Consider the following 18,604-nt stretch of genomic DNA (forward strand, 5'->3'; position numbering starts at 1 on the left):
ACATGGCTATCGTACAACCGAAATCGCAGAAACTGCGCCTGCTGTTCAGCCATCTGCTGCTGCTGAGCTTTGTGGCCGTCATTATGTATCCGCTGCTGATGGTGCTGGCCATCTCGCTGCGCCCGGGCAACTACGCCATCGGCTCGCTGCTGCCGGAGCATATTTCCTGGGACCACTGGAAGCTGGCGCTGGGTATCCCGGTGGTGCATGAAAACGGCAGCGTAACCCCGCCGCCGTTTCCGGTGCTGCTGTGGCTGTGGAACTCGATCAAGGTGGCGGCCATCAGCGCGGTCGGCATCGTCGCCCTCTCCACCACCTGCGCCTATGCCTTTGCCCGCATGCGCTTTCGCGGCAAGTCCAGCCTGCTGAAGGGGATGCTGATTTTCCAGATGTTCCCGGCGGTGCTGTCGCTGGTGGCGCTCTATGCGCTGTTCGACAGGCTGGGACAGTATCTGCCGTTTATCGGGCTGAATACCCACGCGGGTCTGATCTTCGCCTACCTCGGTGGGATTGCGCTGCACGTGTGGACGATTAAGGGTTATTTCGAAACGATTGACGGCTCGCTGGAAGAGGCTGCCGCGCTGGACGGCGCCACGCCGTGGCAGGCGTTCCGTTTGATCCTGCTGCCGCTGTCGGTGCCGATTCTGGCGGTGGTGTTTATTCTGTCGTTTATTGCGGCCGTTACCGAAGTACCGGTGGCGTCGCTGCTGCTGCGCGACGTGAACAGCTACACGCTGGCGGTGGGAATGCAGCAGTATCTCAATCCGCAGAACTATTTATGGGGTGATTTTGCCGCGGCCGCCGTGCTGTCGGCGCTGCCGATTACCCTGGTGTTTATTATCGCTCAACGCTGGCTGGTTAACGGCTTAACCGCCGGGGGCGTGAAGGGCTAGTCCGATTTATTTGCCACTGCTGCTGTTCTTGCTTCGTTACATCCTGTGTTTCAGGCGGCCCAATGGCCGCCTGTTTTTTTATTCGCGCTTCAGGCGATTGCTGTTCGCCAGCCACAGCGTGACCACCAGGATTAGAATAGCCAGGCAGTAGGCCAGGGTATCAAACGGGTTTTTATGGTCAACGATGATCAGACGGATAATCGCGGTGATGCCGATATAGACAAAGTAGCGCAGCGGGAAGTGGTAGCCCGACTGGAAATACTTGACGATCAGCGCGATAAACTCGAAATAAAGAAAATAGATGACGATGCCTTCAATCAGCAGATACGAAGACGTCTGTTCCCCGGTGTTCAGCAGTACGTTCGCCAGATGAATCGTCTCCTTGCCGAGGAAGATAACGAGGATAACGGCCAGCGCAATCAGGCCGGCGTTCAGCACCATCTGCAGGGCAAAGGCCAGACGGGTGGCCGGAGTATTACGGACGGGGGGAGTCATGTTCACACCTCTGAATAGTTGTTATCTGTCGGGCTGCCCGACGTTTTAACAATATGCTTTAGTGTGACGCAGATCACAAGATGGGGGATTCTGGATTTAGCCCTGAAAAAGAAAAAGGGCCGCTAAGCGGCCCTTTTTCTATCGCGTGTGCATTTAGTGGAAATTGCGATCGCGGTCGGTGGTCATATCATACAGCTCGTACTTACGTCCCAGCTGCTGACCGCCGTCACGCGTCAACGGTGTCCAGTTGATGTTCGCGCGGCTGCGGGTTGGACGGATGCTGAACAGATCCATCGGCACCGAGACATAGAAGCCCTTGGTGAAGTCACCTTCGCCGTAGTCTTCTGAGGAGACGTTCGTTTTCGTTGCATAAACGCCCGCTCTGATACCGCTGTCGAACTGCTTGGAAACATCCAGCGTTACGCCTTTATCCTCGGCGAGGTACTGGCCGACGCTGGCCTTCACCAGCACCTGATCCATAAACGTTGGCTGCCAGTAGACGGTGAGGTTGCCGACTTTCGCATGATAGTCGGTGAACTTCATCATGTTGTCCCAGTCACGCTGTTTAACGTAGTTGGCGTCCAGCCCCACTGCCCAGCTGGAATCCAGCGGACGATACAGCAGCTCACCGCCGGCACCGCCGTACATGGTTTCCAGATAACCACCGTACACCTGGCCGTAGAAATCACCGCCCAGGTAGTGCATGTAGTTAGCCTGCAGGTTGTTGACGTAAACGTCGTTTTCAACGTACTGACGAATCTGGGTACGCACGCGAGGCAGAGGTGAATTTCCACCAGACCGCGTGTAATTGAATCTGTCGTAGTTATTCGCCACGTTAAAGAACAGGCTACCGTCGAGCAACAGGTGATCCGTCAGCCACAGATTAGCACCGGCAGAAACCCCGATCTGGTACATATAGAAGCTTTCCGGGCCACCGAACGACTGGTTAAGCACCGGCGACAGGCTGTAGTCGAAACGACGGCCGTCGATAAAGTAGCCCTGCTCGGTACGTTCCGGCGTAACCGGATTGATCCGCTGCTGCTGCAGCGTCTCTTCACGCCCCAGCGGGTAGCCTTCCAGCTGGCGCTGCAGGCTGGCCACGTCGGTTTTGGTGGTCACCTGCGGCATATGATGACGCTGTTGAGTCAGCTCAATCGTTTTCACCCCTGACGGCAGATGGTTGGCCAGAATCACGTTGGCGCGCTCGATGGCTTCCTGGTTCTCACGGTATTTGGTCTGCTCGCCGCTGGCGTACAGGGTGTCCCCTTTCAGCTGAATATGCGGCGCTTCAAAGCCGGCATTGTATTTCAGGTCGGTCAGCTGGCTGGCGGTTACCGTGGAGTCCAGGAAGCGGCCCTGCGGCTGCGGCTCATAGGCCGGTTTCGGCGTATCGAGGTGCGGCTGGGTCAGCTCGTTAAAGTTGGTACGCAGGGTAAAGCCGGCCATAAAGGTATTGCCGCGCTCGTAGCTGACGTTGACGTCCGCCCAGTCGGTAATTCGGTAGATGGCGCCGACGTTAACCTTACTTTTCTGATCCAGCTTGCCGGCAAAGTCGCCCTGGTAGTCGTTACCTTCATACTCCATTTTCAGGCGCAGCGGCTGCCACGGGGTCTGGTACTCAATCCCGCCGAAGACCGCCATCGGGCCCTTAAAGGAATCGCCCAGGCTTAACGAGCCCGCCGTACGGTTACCTTCAGAGCGGTAACAGTACTTGTCGCTGGCTGTACAGAACGGATTGGTGACGTTGCCGCTGTTGCCGAGGTAGCCCCAGCCGACGCCGAGGGTGAAGTCAAACGGCCCCCAGGCCTTGGTGCCGACCACGTATTCGCTGTCGAACAGCCCGGTACCGCCGATATCGCGTTTACCCACCGAGACTTCCGGCAGCCAGAAGCCCTCTTCCCACAGGCGTAGCTTCAGATCGAAGGCTTTATCTTTATAGGTTTGGCTGCCGCTGAAGTCTTCAACCGAACTGTATTTACGGGTACGCACGTCGGTATAGCGGATAGCCGCTTCCAGCCACGGGAACAGCTGCAGCGAGGTGGAGTAAAAGCGGTACTGGTCGTTATAGCGGTAGTTCAGGCTGAACTCGCCCTCTTTGGCCATACGCGCCGTCGGCACCTGCAGCAGGCCAATACCGCCAAAATCGGACTGTGAGGGTCCAATCGGCTCGGGATAGGAAGCCGCCTGAACCTGGCAGGCACAGGCCACGGAAAATGAAAGCAGGCTGAGAAGATAACGTTTTTTCATCAGTCAGGGATCCGGTGCGTCAAAACAGAAACGATCTGCTGGTTAAGGTCGGCAAGGTCGCTCGGCAGCGCCCAGGATGAGAAGCCAATAAAGAGCGTGCTGCCCGCCTCCAGCTCGACGTGGCGGCGGTTCCAGTAGGCCACCGGAACCTCGGTCACCTCGCCCGCAGGGGAGATCACCAGTGCCACATTGCGCTCTGCGCCGCTCTGATGCGCGCGTGACTCGAGGTAATCCGCCACCGGGCGTCCGGCAACCCACGGCGTGGTGCCTGCGCCATCAACGGCGCCGGCCAGTCTGACCGAGGTCGGTTTAGCCACGGTATAGACGCTGTATTCCCCTGCCAGGCGGCGATTTCCCTGCGGTCGGGTGCGCACCCAGTCAGGATCAAGGTTGACCATCTGGCGACCGGTGACCTTCAGCGAAGCAATCTGCTGGCGAACATTTTCAACGACTGCCGCTTCGGCGAGATCGTTATCGCTGCGCAGGTTATCGCGCCACACCTGTAGACGGGCGACCACGTCCTGCTGCTGGCGAATCGCCACCGCCGTGGCCAGTTTTTCACCGATCACCGTACCGGGCCACCAGGTTTTTCCCTGCAGCGCCGGGCTGGATACCAGCTGGGCCAGATTTTCTGCATGGCTGACGACGGCAGTCTGCGACTGCCCCGGATAAAATACCGTAACCTGGCTATCCGCCAGTGCCTGCAGCGACAGCGATGCCACTATCCCTGCGAGAAGAGTTGTGATTTTTTTCATGATTTCGCAGGCTTCAGAATAGTGGTTGCCACAGGGAAGTAGTCCGCTCCCAACATTTGTACGGCCTGACGCACCTGTCCGCTGGAGGTATCAACCCAGAAGGTATTACGCCAGGTTTTACCACTCTCCTTCAGCTCCACCTCTTCCTGCCAGACGCGGCAGGCAACCTGCCGGCCGCCCAGCTGCAGCACGGCATCTTCCTGACGGGTGAAGTGAGAAACCGCAGTCCCGGTGCGCAGCTGGCCTTTTTCCGTCCAGCTCAGCACGCGTGTCCAGCTCGACCCGTCCGTCAGACGCAGCGCATCGCGCAGCGGATCCTGTTGCAGATTGGTCACCTCATTGAGGTTATCCGCCAGGCCGAGGGTTTTCACCAGACGACCGGATTGCGTCACTACCGTTGCGCGATCCTGGGTGATCCATTTCTGCTGACCATCCTCGTTAAAGCCCATCACCACGAAGATCTGCTGACCGCCGTCAAGGCGCAGATACATGCTGGCGTAGGGAATGTTGGCGATCTGTTGGTTGGTTAACTCAATGTCGTCCTGGCCAAGAACGGCCAGCTTAACGGTTTCACTCAAGCCCTTTTGGGTTTGTGTACAGGCCTGAAGTAACAGGCAAAGCAGCAGCAATGGTAGGTTTCGCACCAGTGGGATCCCTGAGCTAAAGAATGCAATCTGAAAATAACCACACTTTCGTGTGGTTATGTTTAATGTTGGTACTTAGCGGGTGGTGCTGGTGGTCGTGGTGGTCGTGGTTCCGGTGTTGGAACCATCGCCGCCGCCTGACGTAGCCAGCGCAACACCTGCAAACGCCGCAACCGCACCGATACCGATGGCAGTTGACGCGCCCGCAGACAGTGCTGCTGCTTCAGTACCCGCGGCAGTGCCGTCAGTAGAAGCAGAAGAGCCAGCAACATCGCCAGGTGCGGCGAAAGCAGCTGAGCTTGCTAAGTACAGTATGGCTGCAGTAGCACATAAGACTTTTTTCATTACACTTTCCCTTCACAGTATGAATGGACACCAGGGCCTGGATGGTTCCTGGCATCTTCATTATGGGGAAATAACTCCCAGAAATCAGCGCCCCTTCCAGGTATTGAAAAAATAGTTTTTTACACTTTTATTTTTAATAAAAAGAAATTTTAATTTTAGTAAAGCGCAGAAAAGAAAAGCTTACAGAACATAATACTGATTTGCCTTAAACAGCAGCATTATGCCGTTAAAACAAGCGCATCCTCCAATATCGTATTTTCAATTGCGGAAAAGAGAAACAAAAATGTTTTAAATCATGGCGTTATTGGGATTATTTTCTTATGTAATTCAGCGAAGTATTGCATTTTTACTCCTGTTTTTTAGGATTAATCTCACCTGGGAAGGATGAACTTTCGCTGATTTCAGGAAAAACCTCAGGGTACCGGAGCGTAAATGGGCTGGCCAGAGGGGGAAATTCGGTGATAACGGCAGCCGCCTGATGGAAAAAGCGTACCGATCGCAGGCAATAAAAAACCCCCGAACGGTCGGGGGTTTGGCTCTACTGGCGAGAAATTAACGCCAGGATTTATAACGGTTAATCAGGCCGTTGGTTGAGCTGTCGTGGCTGTTAACGTCTTTCGCATCTTCCAGCTCTGGCAGAATGCGGTTAGCCAGCTGTTTACCCAGTTCAACACCCCACTGATCGAAGCTGAAGATGTTCAGGATAGCGCCCTGAGTGAAGATTTTATGCTCGTACAGCGCAATCAGCGCACCCAGGCTGTACGGGGTGATTTCGCGCAGCAGGATGGAGTTGGTTGGGCGGTTACCTTCAAACACCTTGAACGGAACCACGTGCTCAACGTCGCTGGCGGCTTTACCGGCATCGGTAAACTCTTTTTCCACCACGTCGCGTGACTTGCCAAACGCCAGCGCTTCGGTCTGGGCGAAGAAGTTAGACAGCAGTTTGCTGTGATGATCGCCCAGTTTGTTATGCGAGATTGCCGGAGCGATAAAGTCGCACGGAACAATCTTGGTGCCCTGGTGAATCAGCTGGTAGAAGGCATGCTGGCCGTTAGTACCCGGCTCGCCCCAGATAATCGGCCCGGTCTGGTAGGATACCGGCTTGCCGCTGCGGTCAACGTACTTACCGTTGGACTCCATGTTGCCCTGCTGGAAGTAAGCCGCGAAGCGGTGCATGTACTGGTCATAAGGCAAAATGGCTTCGGTTTCAGCACCGAAGAAGTTGTTGTACCAGATACCGATCAGCGCCAGCAGCACCGGCAGATTTTTCTCCACCGGCGTATCGGCGAAGTGGCGGTCCATGGCGTGCGCACCGCTCAGCATCTTCTCAAAGTTATCGAAGCCAATGGACAGTACAATTGACAGGCCAATCGCCGACCACAGTGAATAGCGGCCGCCAACCCAGTCCCAGAACTCAAACATGTTGTCGGTATCAATACCGAACTCAGCTACCGCTTTGCCGTTGGTCGACAGGGCCGCAAAGTGTTTTGCCACGTCGCCCTGCTCACCCGAGGTCAGGAACCAGTCACGCGCGCTGTGGGCGTTGGTCATGGTTTCCTGTGTCGTGAAGGTTTTAGACGCCACGAGGAACAGGGTGGTTTCCGGGCTGAGGCCCTTCAGCGTTTCGGCGATATGCGTGCCGTCAACGTTGGAGACGAAGTGCATTTTCAGATGATTTTTATACGGGCGCAGCGCTTCGGTCGCCATAAACGGCCCCAGATCTGAACCGCCGATACCAATATTCACCACGTCGGTGATCGCTTTGCCGGTAAAGCCTTTCCACTCACCGCCGATAATGCGCTCGGAGAAGCTTTTCATCTTCGCCAGCACCGCATTCACTTCCGGCATCACATCCTTACCGTCCACGACGATAGGGGTGTTGCTGCGGTTACGCAGCGCAACGTGCAGCACGGCGCGATCTTCAGTGCGGTTGATTTTCTCACCGGAGAACATCGATTTAATCGCATCCTGCAGCTCGGTCTCTTTGGCCAGCGCCTGCAGCTTGCTGAGCGTTTCAGCCGTAATACGGTTTTTGGAGAAGTCGACCAGCATCTGGTCATCAAAGGTCGCGGAGAAAGCGGCAAACCGGTTGTTATCCCTGGCGAAAAGGTCAGCAATCTGAACGTCTTTCATTTGTTCAAAATGCTGCTGCAGTGCCTGCCAGGCAGCGGTTTGTGTCGGATTAATATTTTTCATAGCAACACACTCTTTTTATTTAAGAATCGTAAATCAGACCGGACAGCATCGTACCTGTTTGCGGGGATCGTCTCCCCTTTTCCTGTAACAGGTTGCGGCTATCAACAGCTAAGAGGCTGCCGTGTGTCCGGGCGGTATTTCGCATTCTGTTGGTGAGGATGATTCACACTAAGCATTTCAGTATGACGATGAAAGAAAAAAATTTACAGTCCGTACCGTGCTTATCCACCCGACTGAGGTCAACCACCGGTGCTTTTTTCGTCGTGGATGATTAGTAAGAGTGATACGACCGGGCTAATAAGGAAAATGAATAATCATCAGCCTCCCGGCGTTGACACCGGCGTCATAACCCGATATTTCTACACGCCTAAACTGACGCGTGCATGCGCGTAAGCCAGAAGAGGCGCGTCGCCCAGGCAGTGTGTTTGAGGATCCGTATCCATTGATAACATATCAGGGGGAGCGACGCCGAGGTACTAACCACACGGAGTGGGGCGTATCGACTGCAGGGGCTGAATCCTCTGAGTTGTCACCTGAAACGTTCGCAGTCGAACGTGCAGCAAGGTGGAGCGCTTCTGGGTGACTCGTAGTTGTCCCTTTTCTACGTCTGACCCATTTCTGCTCTTTCCTTGTGCCAAGGCTGAAAGATAAAACCTGACACGAGGTAGTCATAGTCATGTCCCAGAATTTAATCGTGGCGAAATTTGGTGGCACCAGCGTTGCCGACTTTGCCGCTATGAACCGCAGCGCCGATGTGGTGTTATCCAATCCTGACGTTCGTCTGGTGGTCCTTTCCGCCTCTGCGGGCGTAACCAATCTGCTCGTTTCCCTGGCTGAAGGCCAGCCGCTGGAGCAGCGCGCCGCGGTGCTGGACGATATTCGTCGTATTCAGTACGCCATTCTTGATGAACTCAAGCAGAGCCAGGTGATCCGTGAAGAGATCGACCGCATGCTGGACAATATTGCCACGCTGGCCGAAGGGGCCGCGCTGGCGACCTCTGCCGCCCTGACCGACGAACTGGTCAGCCACGGCGAGCTGATGTCTACCCTGCTGTTCGTGGAAATTCTGCGTGAGCGCGACGTTACCGCCGAGTGGTTTGACGTGCGTAAAGTGATGCGCACCACCGACCGCTTTGGCCGCGCCGAGCCGGAAGTGGCCACGCTGGCCGAACTGGCTGCCGCGCAGCTTAAACCGCGTATTGCCGAAGCGCTGATCGTCACCCAGGGCTTTATCGGCAGCGAAGAAAAGGGCCGTACCACCACGCTGGGCCGCGGCGGCAGTGATTATACCGCCGCGCTGCTGGGCGAAGCGCTGCATGCCGGCCGTGTGGATATCTGGACCGACGTTCCAGGCATCTACACCACCGACCCGCGCGTGGTACCTGCCGCGAAGCGCATTGATGTAATTACCTTCGAAGAAGCCTCAGAAATGGCCACCTTCGGCGCGAAAATTCTGCATCCGGCCACGCTGCTGCCTGCGGTGCGTAGCGACATTCCGGTGTTTGTCGGTTCCAGCAAGGATCCGTCTGCGGGCGGCACCATGGTGAGCAACAAAACCCAGAATCCCCCGCTGTTCCGCGCGCTGGCGCTGCGCCGTAAGCAGACTCTGCTGACGCTGACCAGCCTTAACATGCTGCACGCCCGCGGCTTCCTCGCCGAAGTCTTCAACATCCTGGCGCGTCACAATATCTCCGTTGATCTGATCACCACCTCCGAAGTGAGCGTGGCGCTGACGCTGGATACCACCGGTTCCACCTCAACCGGCGACAGCCTGCTGACCCAGGCGCTGCTGACCGAGCTTTCCTCGCTGTGCCGCGTGGAAGTGGAAGAGAATCTGGCGCTGGTCGCCATTATCGGTAACGAGCTTTCCAAAGCCTGCGGCGTCGGTAAAGACGTCTTCAGCGTGCTGGAGCCGTTCAGCCTGCGCCTGATCTGCTACGGGGCCAGCAGCTACAACCTGTGCTTCCTGGTGCCGGGCCAGGATGCTGAACAGGTGGTGCAGGCGCTGCACCGCAACCTGTTCGAGTAACCTCTCATCGGGCCAGTGACCGCTGGCCCGACACCCCTTTTTTTTGATGCTATGATGCGGCGGGCCGTCTTTTCCTCGTTCCGGTGAGTACGGCTGTGCTATGGCAATTTTTCAGATAAATAACACAACATTAAACGCCCACCTATCCTCTCGGTGACGGCCGGCGGAACATCGCTGCCGGTTTACGAATCAGCTTATGCCGCAGGGGATATCAAGGGATTAAAAGGATGCTTTTCTATGCTTGCTACCGTTACCCGACTGTTCCCCCTCTGGGCAGTCCTGCTCTCCGTCGCCGCCTATTACACGCCGACCACCTTTACCGGCATCGGGCCTTACGTCACTTATCTGCTGATGCTGATTATGTTCGGCATGGGCGTGACGCTAAACATTGATGATTTCAAGCGCGTGCTGACCCGCCCGGCCCCGGTCATCGCCGGCACCTTCCTGCACTATCTGGTCATGCCGCTGGCGGCATGGGCGCTGGCAAAACTGTTCAATATGCCGCCTGACCTTTCAGCCGGGATGATCCTGGTGGGCAGCGTGGCGAGCGGCACGGCGTCAAACGTCATGATCTATCTGGCGAAGGGCGACGTTGCGCTGTCGGTGACTATTTCTTCCGTCTCCGCGCTGGTTGGCGTCTTCGCCACCCCGCTGCTGACCAAGTTCTACGTGGATACGCATATTCAGGTAGACGTGGTGGGTATGCTGCTGAGCATCGTGAAAATCGTGGTGGTGCCGATTGGCCTGGGTCTGATTATCCATCACACCCTGAACGGCGTGGTGAAGCGCGTTGAGCCGTATCTACCGGCGTTTTCGATGGTGTGTATTCTGCTGATTATCAGCGCGGTGGTGGCGGGCAGCCAGAGCTTCATCGGCTCGGTCGGTCTGGTGGTGATTATCGCGGTGATCCTGCATAACGCCATTGGCCTGCTGGGCGGCTACTGGGGCGGCAAGCTGTTTGGCTTTGATGAGTCCACCTGCCGCACGCTGGCGCTGGAAGTGGGGATGCAGAACTCCGGTCTGGCGGCAACGCTGGGCAAGCTGTACTTCTCCCCGCTGGCGGCACTGCCGGGCGCACTGTTCTCGGTCTGGCACAACCTGTCCGGTTCGCTGCTGGCCGGCTACTGGTCAGGTAAAACGATTAAAGACAAGAAGAAGTAACGCCCTTCAGAACGGGCCACTCTCCGGGTGAGAGTGGCCTGCTTCCGCATCATCCCTTCGCTGCCCGGTCAGCACAGCTCCAGATGGACCTCATGCTGCTCAATGGTTTTCATAATTTCCGGCGGCGGTGCTTCATCGGTAAACAGATAATCAATCAGATTCATACTGCCCAGATTCACCATCGCGTTACGGCCGAATTTGGAGTGATCCGCCACCAGCATCACGCAGCGTGAATTCTCAATAATCGCCCGCTTGGTGCGAACTTCGTGATAGTCAAAGTCCAGCAGTGAACCGTCCAGATCGATACCGCTAATGCCCAGAATGCCGTAATCGAGGCGGAACTGAGAAATATAGTCCAGCGTCGCCTCTCCCATAATCCCGCCGTCGCGGGTGCGCACTTCGCCCCCGGCGAGGATCAGGCGGAAATCGGGCTTGGCCATCAGCAAGACCGCCACGTTCAGGTTGTTGGTGACGATGCGCAGATTGTTGTGGTTCATCAGCGCGTGGGCTACCGCTTCGGGCGTGGTACCGATATCGATAAACAGCGACGCGCCGTCGGGGATCTGGCTGGCAACCCGCTGGGCGATACGCGCTTTCTCCGCAGACCACATCATCTTGCGGTCCTGCCAGGCGGTATTTTCCGAACTGGACGGCAGCGCGGCACCGCCGTGATGGCGATGAATTTTATTCTGCTCGGCCAGATCGTTTAAATCACGGCGAATGGTTTGTGGACTGACGGCAAAATGCTCCACCAGCTCTTCGGTACTGACATAACCCTGGCGACGTACCAGATCGATAATCGCGTCATGACGCTGTGTCTGCTTCAAAAGAGTTCCCCCTGTTATCGTTTTTTCTGGCGGGTATCGACAAATGCCATAGCCAGTCCCACCAGCAGCCCGGCGACGTGGCTCGGCAGACCGGTATTGGCTCCAAATACGCCGGTGGCTTCCAGTATCACCCACACGACAAATAGCCCCATCAGACCGCCGCCGATATTCAGCGGGCTGCGCTCGTCACGAAGCGAATGCAGCCAGGCATAGGCGATCAGCGCATGGTCAACGCCCGACAGCCCGCCAAACCAGAAGCCGTTAAAGCGGGACTGGGCAAAACCGCACAGCAGCGCTGAAATCAGCGCGATGGTAAACAGCTTGCCGCTGCCGAGCTGTTTTTCGATGCGGCCCCCGACGTAAAACCACCACAGCAGGTTAATCAGCAGCGCCAGCAGTGAGAAGTTCATCAGCACGTGGCTGAACCAGCGCCACACCTGGAAATGCTGCATGCTGTCTTTTGGCCAGCCGAGCCAGGCGATTGCCTGCGCATAGCCGCCCATCGCAATCAGCAGATAAACCAGCACCGACAAGATGCTGACGATAATCGTGACCGGCCCGGCCATCTCTTTCATTCTCACCATCAGCGGTGGTCCGGGAGGGCTGACATACTTAATGCCGCTGTCGGTGTTTTCGGTTTTCCAGCTGGCCGCCTGGTAACGGGGGTGATCCGGCTCGCGAATAAACTGGTTGAGTTCGTTTTCGACCACGCTTAACTGAGATTCATCATCCAGCCACAGCGTATAGCCGCCTTCCTGTTCAATACGCAGCGTAATGCCGCGCGTTGCCATGTAGTCAACAAACGCCTGCGCCAGGCGCAGATGGGTAAATTGGGTGATGCGCATAATAGAAGGCAGATTCCCTGTGGATTAAAACGAGAGCGGCAGTATACCCCGTCACACCCGGGCGTGCAGGATTGGGGGACGATAGCGCCGCAGGTCGGTTAGCGAACGCCAGATTCTGTCTGCTGCGGAAACGCGGCGTGCCACGCATCAAAGCCACCGTCGATGCTGTAAGCCTCAGCAAATCCCTGATTCAGCAGATACTGGGCCGCGCCCTTGCTGCTGTTGCCGTGATAGCACATCACCAGCACCGAACCGCTCAGATCGGCGGCGGCCATCAGGGCGGGCAGCGAGTCGTTGGTCAGGTGGAAAGCACCGGTCGCATGCGCCGCGGAGAAGCTTTGCGGATCGCGGATATCAACCAGCAGGGTTTTGCCGTCGGCCAGTTTCTGCCGGGCTTCCTGGACGTTGATACACTCAAATTGTTCCATGGTGGGGTCTCGTTAAAATTCGTCAGATAATCCCTATTGTAGCCTGAAGCGGGTAGGCGATAACCAGACATATCCTGAGTAATTTGCGTAATTGTTAAAGCAATTATGTTACCTGCATCACGCATAAATGTTTTTATCTGGTTAACGCTGGCGTCAATGTTGGTTTGCGATTAATATAATGCTCGAAAACGAACATTATTGAACGATTCCGAACATCGGAGGAGATGACGTGGAAATCAAAGACCTGATCGTAATCGGCGGCGGCATTAACGGCGCGGGTATTGCAGCCGATGCAGCCGGACGCGGATTGTCGGTGCTGATGCTGGAGGCTCAAGACCTCGCCTGCGCTACCTCTTCCGCCAGTTCTAAATTAATCCACGGTGGCCTGCGCTATCTGGAACACTATGAATTCCGCCTGGTCAGCGAGGCGCTGGCCGAGCGTGAAGTGCTGCTCAAAATGGCTCCGCATATTGCCTTTCCGATGCGTTTCCGCCTGCCGCACCGCCCGCATCTGCGCCCGGCCTGGATGATCCGTGTTGGTCTGTTTATGTACGATCACCTCGGAAAGCGTACCAGCCTGCCGGGAAGTAAAGGTTTGCGTTTTGGCGCAGAATCGGTGCTTAAACCTGAAATCGTGCGCGGTTTCGAATATTCCGACTGCTGGGTGGACGATGCGCGCCTGGTGGTGCTCAACGCCCAGGAGATTGAAAAGCGCGGCGGTGAAGTGCGTACCCGCACCCGCGTGACCAAAGCCTGGCGTGAAAACGGCCTGTGGACCGTGGAAGCCGAAGATATCGACAGCGGTAAAGTTTATACCTGGCAGGCAAAAGGCCTGGTTAACGCCGCCGGCCCGTGGGTGAAACAGCTGTTTGATGACGGACTCAAGCTGAAGTCCCCTTACGGCATCCGCCTGATTAAAGGCAGCCATATCGTGGTGCCACGCGTCCATACCCAGAAACAGGCCTACATTCTGCAGAACGAAGACCATCGTATTGTGTTTGTGATCCCGTGGATGGATGAGTTCTCGATCATCGGCACCACCGACGTCGAATATAAAGGCGATCCGAAGGACGTTAAAATTGACGATAACGAGATCGATTACCTGCTGAAGGTTTACAACGGCCACTTTAAGAAAACGCTGGCGAAGGACGATATCGTCTGGACCTATTCCGGCGTGCGTCCGCTGTGCGATGACGAGTCCGACTCTCCGCAGGCGATTACCCGCGACTATACGCTGGACGTGCACGACGAGCAGGGCCAGGCGCCGCTGCTGTCGGTATTCGGCGGCAAACTGACCACCTACCGCAAGCTGGCCGAGCATGCGATGGAGAAGCTCAGCAAATATTATCCGGGCATCGGTGCCGCATGGACCAAAACCTGCGTACTGCCGGGCGGAGATTTTGCCGGAAGCCGTGAAGACTACGCGGCCAGCCTGCGTCGCCGCTATCCGTTTATCACCGAAGAGATGGCCCGTCACTATGCCCGCACCTACGGCAGCAACAGCGAGCTGTTCCTGAAAGAGGCGAAAAGCCTGGACGACCTGGGCGAGCTGTTTGGCCACCATTTCTACGAGGCGGAGCTGCGTTATCTGGTGCAGAAAGAGTGGGCACGCACCAAAGAAGATGCTATCTGGCGCCGGACTAAAGAGGGTATGTGGCTGAACGAGCAGCAGCAGGCGCGCGTTAGCGAATGGCTGGAACAGCACGCGAAACCGGTACTGTCGCTGGCCTCCTGATCGCTACAAACAAAAGGGCGATCGCCAGACAGCGGTCGCCCTTTTCTTTCACTCACGGCCTACAGACGGATGGGCTGGATCCCCCAGATTTCGTCCGCATACTCCTGAATGGTGCGATCCGAAGAGAAGTATCCCATGCCGGCGATATTTATCAGCGTCCGTCGCGTCCACTCGTCCTTATTGCGATAAAGTTTATCCACCTTATCCTGGGTATCGACATAGCTGCGGTAATCCGCCAGCAGCTGATAGTGATCGCCGAGGTTAACCAGTGAATCAAAAATATTACGGTAGCGATTTGGCTCCTGCGGGCTGAACGTTCCGGTGGCGATCTGCGTCAGCACCTGATGCAGCTCCGCGTCCTGCTCATAGTATTTGTGCGGGCTGTAGCCATTGTTACGCAGCGCCTCGACCTGCGGCGTGGTGTTGCCGAAGATAAAGATATTCTCTTCCCCCACGTGCTCCTGCATCTCGACGTTAGCGCCGTCCAGCGTGCCGATGGTCAGCGCGCCGTTCAGGGCAAACTTCATATTACTGGTGCCGGAGGCTTCCGTGCCGGCCAGCGAGATCTGCTCGGAGAGATCGGCCGCCGGAATGATGATCTGCGCCAGGCTGACGCCGTAGTTAGGAATAAACACCACCTTCAGCCGGTTCTTCACCTGCGGGTCGCTGTTAATCACCGTTGCCACATCGTTAATCAGATGAATGATGTGCTTGGCCATGTAGTAAGCGGAGGCGGCTTTACCGGCGAAGATGCAGACGCGCGGCACCCACTCGGCATCCGGGTCCGCTTTGATGCGGTTGTAGCGGGTGATCACGTGCAGGACATTCAACAGCTGCCGCTTGTATTCGTGTATGCGCTTGATCTGCACGTCGAACATGGCGTGAGGATCCACCACGATATCCAGCTTCTGGGCGATAAATACCGCCAGCCGTTTTTTATTCGCCAGTTTGGCATCGCGAATTTTGCTAATGAAATTTGGATAATCAATATGCTGCTTCAGCTCTTCAAGCTGGCTGAGCTCGGTGCGCCAGGTGCGGCCAATCGCCTCATCCAGCACGCCGGACAAGGACGGGTTAGCCAGCGCCAGCCAGCGGCGCGGCGTCACGCCATTGGTTTTATTACAGAAGCGCCCCGGGAAGAGTTTAGCGAAATCAGCAAACAGCGACTGCACCATCAGGTTAGAGTGCAGCTCTGAGACACCGTTAACCTTGTGGCTCACCACCACCGCCAGCCAGGCCATACGCACTTTGCGGCCGTTATTTTCATCGATAATAGAAATACGCGACAGCAGCTCCCAGTCCTCCGGGTACTGATCCTGAATGGTTTTCAGGAAGTAGTCGTTAATCTCAAAGATAATCTGCAGGTGGCGCGGCAGGATCTTGCCAATCATATCCACCGGCCACGTTTCCAGCGCTTCCTGCATCAGCGTGTGGTTGGTGTAGGAAAACACCTGGCAGGCCACGCCGAACGCGTCATCCCAGCTGAATTTGCTCTCATCAATCAGCACGCGCATCAGCTCGGGGATGGCCAGCACCGGATGGGTATCATTCAGGTGGATGGCAATTTTATCCGCCAGATTGTCAAAGGTCTGATGCATTGCCCAATGGCGATGAAGGATATCCTGCACCGTGGACGACACCAGGAAGTACTCCTGACGCAGACGCAGCTCCCGGCCCGAATACGTAGAATCATCGGGGTACAGCACGCGGGACACGTTTTCCGAATGGTTTTTATCTTCCACCGCCGCGAAGTAATCACCCTGATTAAACTTGCCGAGGTTGATTTCGTTACTGGCCTGCGCGCCCCACAGCCGCAGGGTGTTGGTGGCATCGGTATCAAACCCGGGAATGATCTGATCGTAGGCCATCGCCAGCACTTCTTCCGTTTCTACCCAGCGCGAACGGCTGCCTTCCTGCTGAATACGGCCGCCGAAGCGCACCTTATAGCGGGTGTTGAAACGCTGAAACTCCCAGGGGTTGCCGTATTCCAGCCAGTAGTCCGGGGATTCCGCCTGCTGGCCGTCGACGATATTCTGCTTAAACATACCGTAGTCGTAGCGGATGCCGTAGCCGCGGCCAGGCAGTCCCAGCGTGGCGAGAGAATCCAGGAAGCAGGCCGCCAGGCGCCCCAGACCCCCGTTCCCCAGGCCCGGGTCGTTCTCTTCTTCGATCAGCTCTTCCAGGTCGAAGCCCATCTCTTCCAGCGCCGTCTTCGCGTCTTCGTAAATCCCCATGGCCAGCAGCGCATTGGACAGGGTACGACCAACCAGAAACTCCATCGACAGGTAGTAAACCTGCCGGACATCCTGCGACAGCTGGGCACGATTTGAACGCAGCCATCGCTCGACCATTCGGTCGCGTACCGCCAGTAATGTCGCGTTAAGCCACTCGTGTTTATTCGCAATCGACGGATCTTTACCAATGGTAAACATCAGCTTATAGGCAATTGAGTGCTTAAGTGCATCCACGCTGAGCGTCGGTGAGGCATAGGAGAAAGGTGCGTTCATATCAGTTTCCCTTCGTCAGGTTACAACAAACGTTGATAGAGATCGCGGTAGGCCACAGCAGCCACCTGCCAGCTAAAATCCATCCCCATAGCCTGGCGCTGAACATAGCGCCAGAGCGAAGGACGGGACCAGAGGACGAAAGCACGTCGGATAGCGCGCAGCAGTGACCACGCGTTGCTATCTTCAAACACAAAACCGCTGGCGATCCCGTCTGCAAGGTTCTCCAGCGAACAATCATTGACCGTATCGGCCAGGCCACCGGTGCGCCGCACCAGCGGCAGGGTGCCGTATTTCAAGCCATAGAGCTGAGTCAGGCCGCAGGGCTCAAAGCGGCTGGGCACCAGAATCACATCCGCACCGCCCATAATGCGGTGGGAGAACGCTTCGTGATAGCCGATCTGTACGCCCACCTGGCCCGGATATTCGGCAGCGGCGGCCAGGAATCCCTGCTGCAGGACCGCATCTCCGGCCCCCAGCAGCACCAGCTGACCGCCCTGCTCCAGCAGGCCCGGCAGTGCTTCCAGCACCAGATCCAGCCCTTTCTGTTTCGTCAGGCGACTGACGACGGCGAAGATCGGTGCCTTCTCGTCAATTTTCAGCCCCATGGCGATTTGCAGCTGCCGTTTATTCTCAACCTTGGTGTCCAGAACATCGCGGTTGTAGCGCGCTGTCAGCAGCGGATCGTGCTGTGGATCCCAGATAGCCGGATCCACCCCGTTCAGAATGCCGCTCAGCCGCCCTTCCAGCTGGCGCTGTTTCAGCAGGTCTTCCATGCCGTATCCGAACTCCGGCTGGGTGATTTCCTGGGCATACGTTGGGCTGACCGCCGTGATGTGGTCGGCGTAAAACAGCCCGGCTTTGAGATAGGAGATCTGGCCAAAAAACTCCAGGCCGTACATATTGAAGAACGAACGCGGTAGCTGGATCTGCTCCAGATGGTGCGCGTTAAACAGCCCCTGATACGCCAGGTTGTGCACGGTAAACACCGACTTCGCCGGGCGGCCACGGGCGGCCAGATAGGCACAGGTCAGACCGGCATGCCAGTCGTGCGCATGAACCACATCGGGACGCCAGAAGGTATCCAGACCACAGGCCATTTCACAGCCCATCCAGCCCAGCAGCGCAAAGCGCAGATAGTTGTCGGTATAGGCAAACTGTGACTCGTCGTGATACGGACTGCCCGGTCTGTCATAAAGCCCCGGCGCATCGATCAGGTAGATCCCGACCCCGTCATAGTGGCCGAACAGCAGTTCGACATAGCCGGCAAAGGTTTGCAGTTTTGCCACCACGACCGCATCGACAACCCCTTTTTTCAGATCGGGGAATGCCGGAAGTAACACACGCGTATCTATTCCTGCTGCAATCTGCGCCGCCGGTAATGCCCCAACAACATCAGCAAGCCCGCCGGTTTTCAGCAGCGGGAAAATCTCTGAACAGACATGTAACACCTGCATTATCGGCTCCTTAACAGTGCCAGAACGTGATGCTGTCAGGGCA

General features: G+C 56.5%; 15 protein-coding genes and 1 riboswitch. Of the genes, 4 read left to right on the forward strand and 11 right to left on the reverse strand.

Annotated features, from left to right (window positions below; genetic code table 11):
* The first annotated feature begins 2 nt into the window (after window positions 1-2).
* The gene (malG, locus tag PGH32_RS16655) at window positions 3-893 is read left to right on the forward strand and encodes a maltose ABC transporter permease MalG (RefSeq protein ID WP_314417264.1); all 891 of its coding nucleotides are present in this window, start codon (window positions 3-5) and stop codon (window positions 891-893) included.
* A 78-nt stretch (window positions 894-971) separates the two neighbouring features.
* On the opposite strand, the gene psiE is transcribed toward malG, so the two are convergent.
* The 6 genes from psiE to pgi form a co-directional block, all read right to left on the reverse strand.
* Entirely contained in the window at window positions 972-1,388 is a 417-nt protein-coding gene (psiE, locus tag PGH32_RS16660; protein WP_123332032.1) for a phosphate-starvation-inducible protein PsiE, read from the reverse strand.
* A gap of 153 nt (window positions 1,389-1,541) precedes the next feature.
* Window positions 1,542-3,635, reverse strand: coding sequence for a YjbH domain-containing protein (locus PGH32_RS16665; protein WP_337894607.1), 2,094 nt, complete (start codon window positions 3,633-3,635; stop codon window positions 1,542-1,544).
* A complete protein-coding gene (locus PGH32_RS16670; protein WP_337894608.1) occupies window positions 3,635-4,390 on the reverse strand; it encodes a capsule biosynthesis GfcC D2 domain-containing protein in 756 nt (251 codons plus the stop codon). Before PGH32_RS16670 ends, PGH32_RS16665 begins: the two co-directional genes overlap by 1 nt.
* A complete protein-coding gene (locus PGH32_RS16675; protein WP_337894609.1) occupies window positions 4,387-5,034 on the reverse strand; it encodes a YjbF family lipoprotein in 648 nt (215 codons plus the stop codon). Before PGH32_RS16675 ends, PGH32_RS16670 begins: the two co-directional genes overlap by 4 nt.
* Before the next feature lie 75 nt (window positions 5,035-5,109).
* Window positions 5,110-5,379: an exopolysaccharide production protein YjbE gene (gene yjbE / locus PGH32_RS16680; protein WP_314417256.1), complete on the reverse strand. Its 270-nt coding sequence runs from the start codon at window positions 5,377-5,379 to the stop codon at window positions 5,110-5,112.
* 552 nt (window positions 5,380-5,931) lie between these two features.
* Window positions 5,932-7,575, reverse strand: a complete 1,644-nt coding sequence (pgi, locus tag PGH32_RS16685) for a glucose-6-phosphate isomerase (protein ID WP_314417252.1) — start codon at window positions 7,573-7,575, stop codon at window positions 5,932-5,934.
* A gap of 390 nt (window positions 7,576-7,965) precedes the next feature.
* Window positions 7,966-8,158, forward strand: a riboswitch (Lysine riboswitch).
* Between the two features lie 93 nt (window positions 8,159-8,251).
* On the opposite strand from pgi, the gene lysC reads away from it, so the two are divergent.
* Window positions 8,252-9,604 carry a lysine-sensitive aspartokinase 3 gene (gene lysC / locus PGH32_RS16690; RefSeq protein ID WP_314417250.1) on the forward strand — a complete coding sequence of 451 codons (1,353 nt, stop codon included), beginning with the start codon at window positions 8,252-8,254 and terminating at the stop codon, window positions 9,602-9,604.
* A gap of 237 nt (window positions 9,605-9,841) precedes the next feature.
* A complete protein-coding gene (panS, locus tag PGH32_RS16695; RefSeq protein ID WP_314417248.1) occupies window positions 9,842-10,765 on the forward strand; it encodes a ketopantoate/pantoate/pantothenate transporter PanS in 924 nt (307 codons plus the stop codon).
* Window positions 10,766-10,833: 68 nt separating this feature from the next.
* Here the strand turns inward: panS and PGH32_RS16700 are convergent, their stop codons facing one another.
* The 3 genes from PGH32_RS16700 to glpE form a co-directional block, all read right to left on the reverse strand.
* On the reverse strand, window positions 10,834-11,592 hold the full coding sequence (locus PGH32_RS16700; RefSeq protein ID WP_314417245.1) for a DeoR/GlpR family transcriptional regulator: 759 nt from the start codon (window positions 11,590-11,592) through the stop codon (window positions 10,834-10,836).
* Window positions 11,593-11,606: 14 nt separating this feature from the next.
* On the reverse strand, window positions 11,607-12,437 hold the full coding sequence (gene glpG / locus PGH32_RS16705) for a rhomboid family intramembrane serine protease GlpG (RefSeq protein WP_314417242.1): 831 nt from the start codon (window positions 12,435-12,437) through the stop codon (window positions 11,607-11,609).
* 98 nt (window positions 12,438-12,535) lie between these two features.
* A complete protein-coding gene (glpE, locus tag PGH32_RS16710; RefSeq protein ID WP_314417240.1) occupies window positions 12,536-12,865 on the reverse strand; it encodes a thiosulfate sulfurtransferase GlpE in 330 nt (109 codons plus the stop codon).
* A gap of 229 nt (window positions 12,866-13,094) precedes the next feature.
* Here glpE and glpD point away from each other — a divergent pair, with 229 nt between their 5' ends.
* Entirely contained in the window at window positions 13,095-14,600 is a 1,506-nt protein-coding gene (glpD, locus tag PGH32_RS16715; protein ID WP_337894611.1) for a glycerol-3-phosphate dehydrogenase, read from the forward strand.
* Between the two features lie 59 nt (window positions 14,601-14,659).
* Here the strand turns inward: glpD and glgP are convergent, their stop codons facing one another.
* Both glgP and glgA read right to left on the reverse strand, forming a co-directional pair.
* A complete protein-coding gene (gene glgP, locus PGH32_RS16720; RefSeq protein WP_337894612.1) occupies window positions 14,660-17,107 on the reverse strand; it encodes a glycogen phosphorylase in 2,448 nt (815 codons plus the stop codon).
* Between the two features lie 20 nt (window positions 17,108-17,127).
* Window positions 17,128-18,561: a glycogen synthase GlgA gene (gene glgA / locus PGH32_RS16725; RefSeq protein WP_314417232.1), complete on the reverse strand. Its 1,434-nt coding sequence runs from the start codon at window positions 18,559-18,561 to the stop codon at window positions 17,128-17,130.
* Between the last annotated feature and the right edge of the window lie 43 nt (window positions 18,562-18,604).

It is taken from the genome of Erwinia sp. SLM-02, from assembly GCF_037450285.1.
GTDB lineage: Bacteria > Pseudomonadota > Gammaproteobacteria > Enterobacterales > Enterobacteriaceae > Erwinia.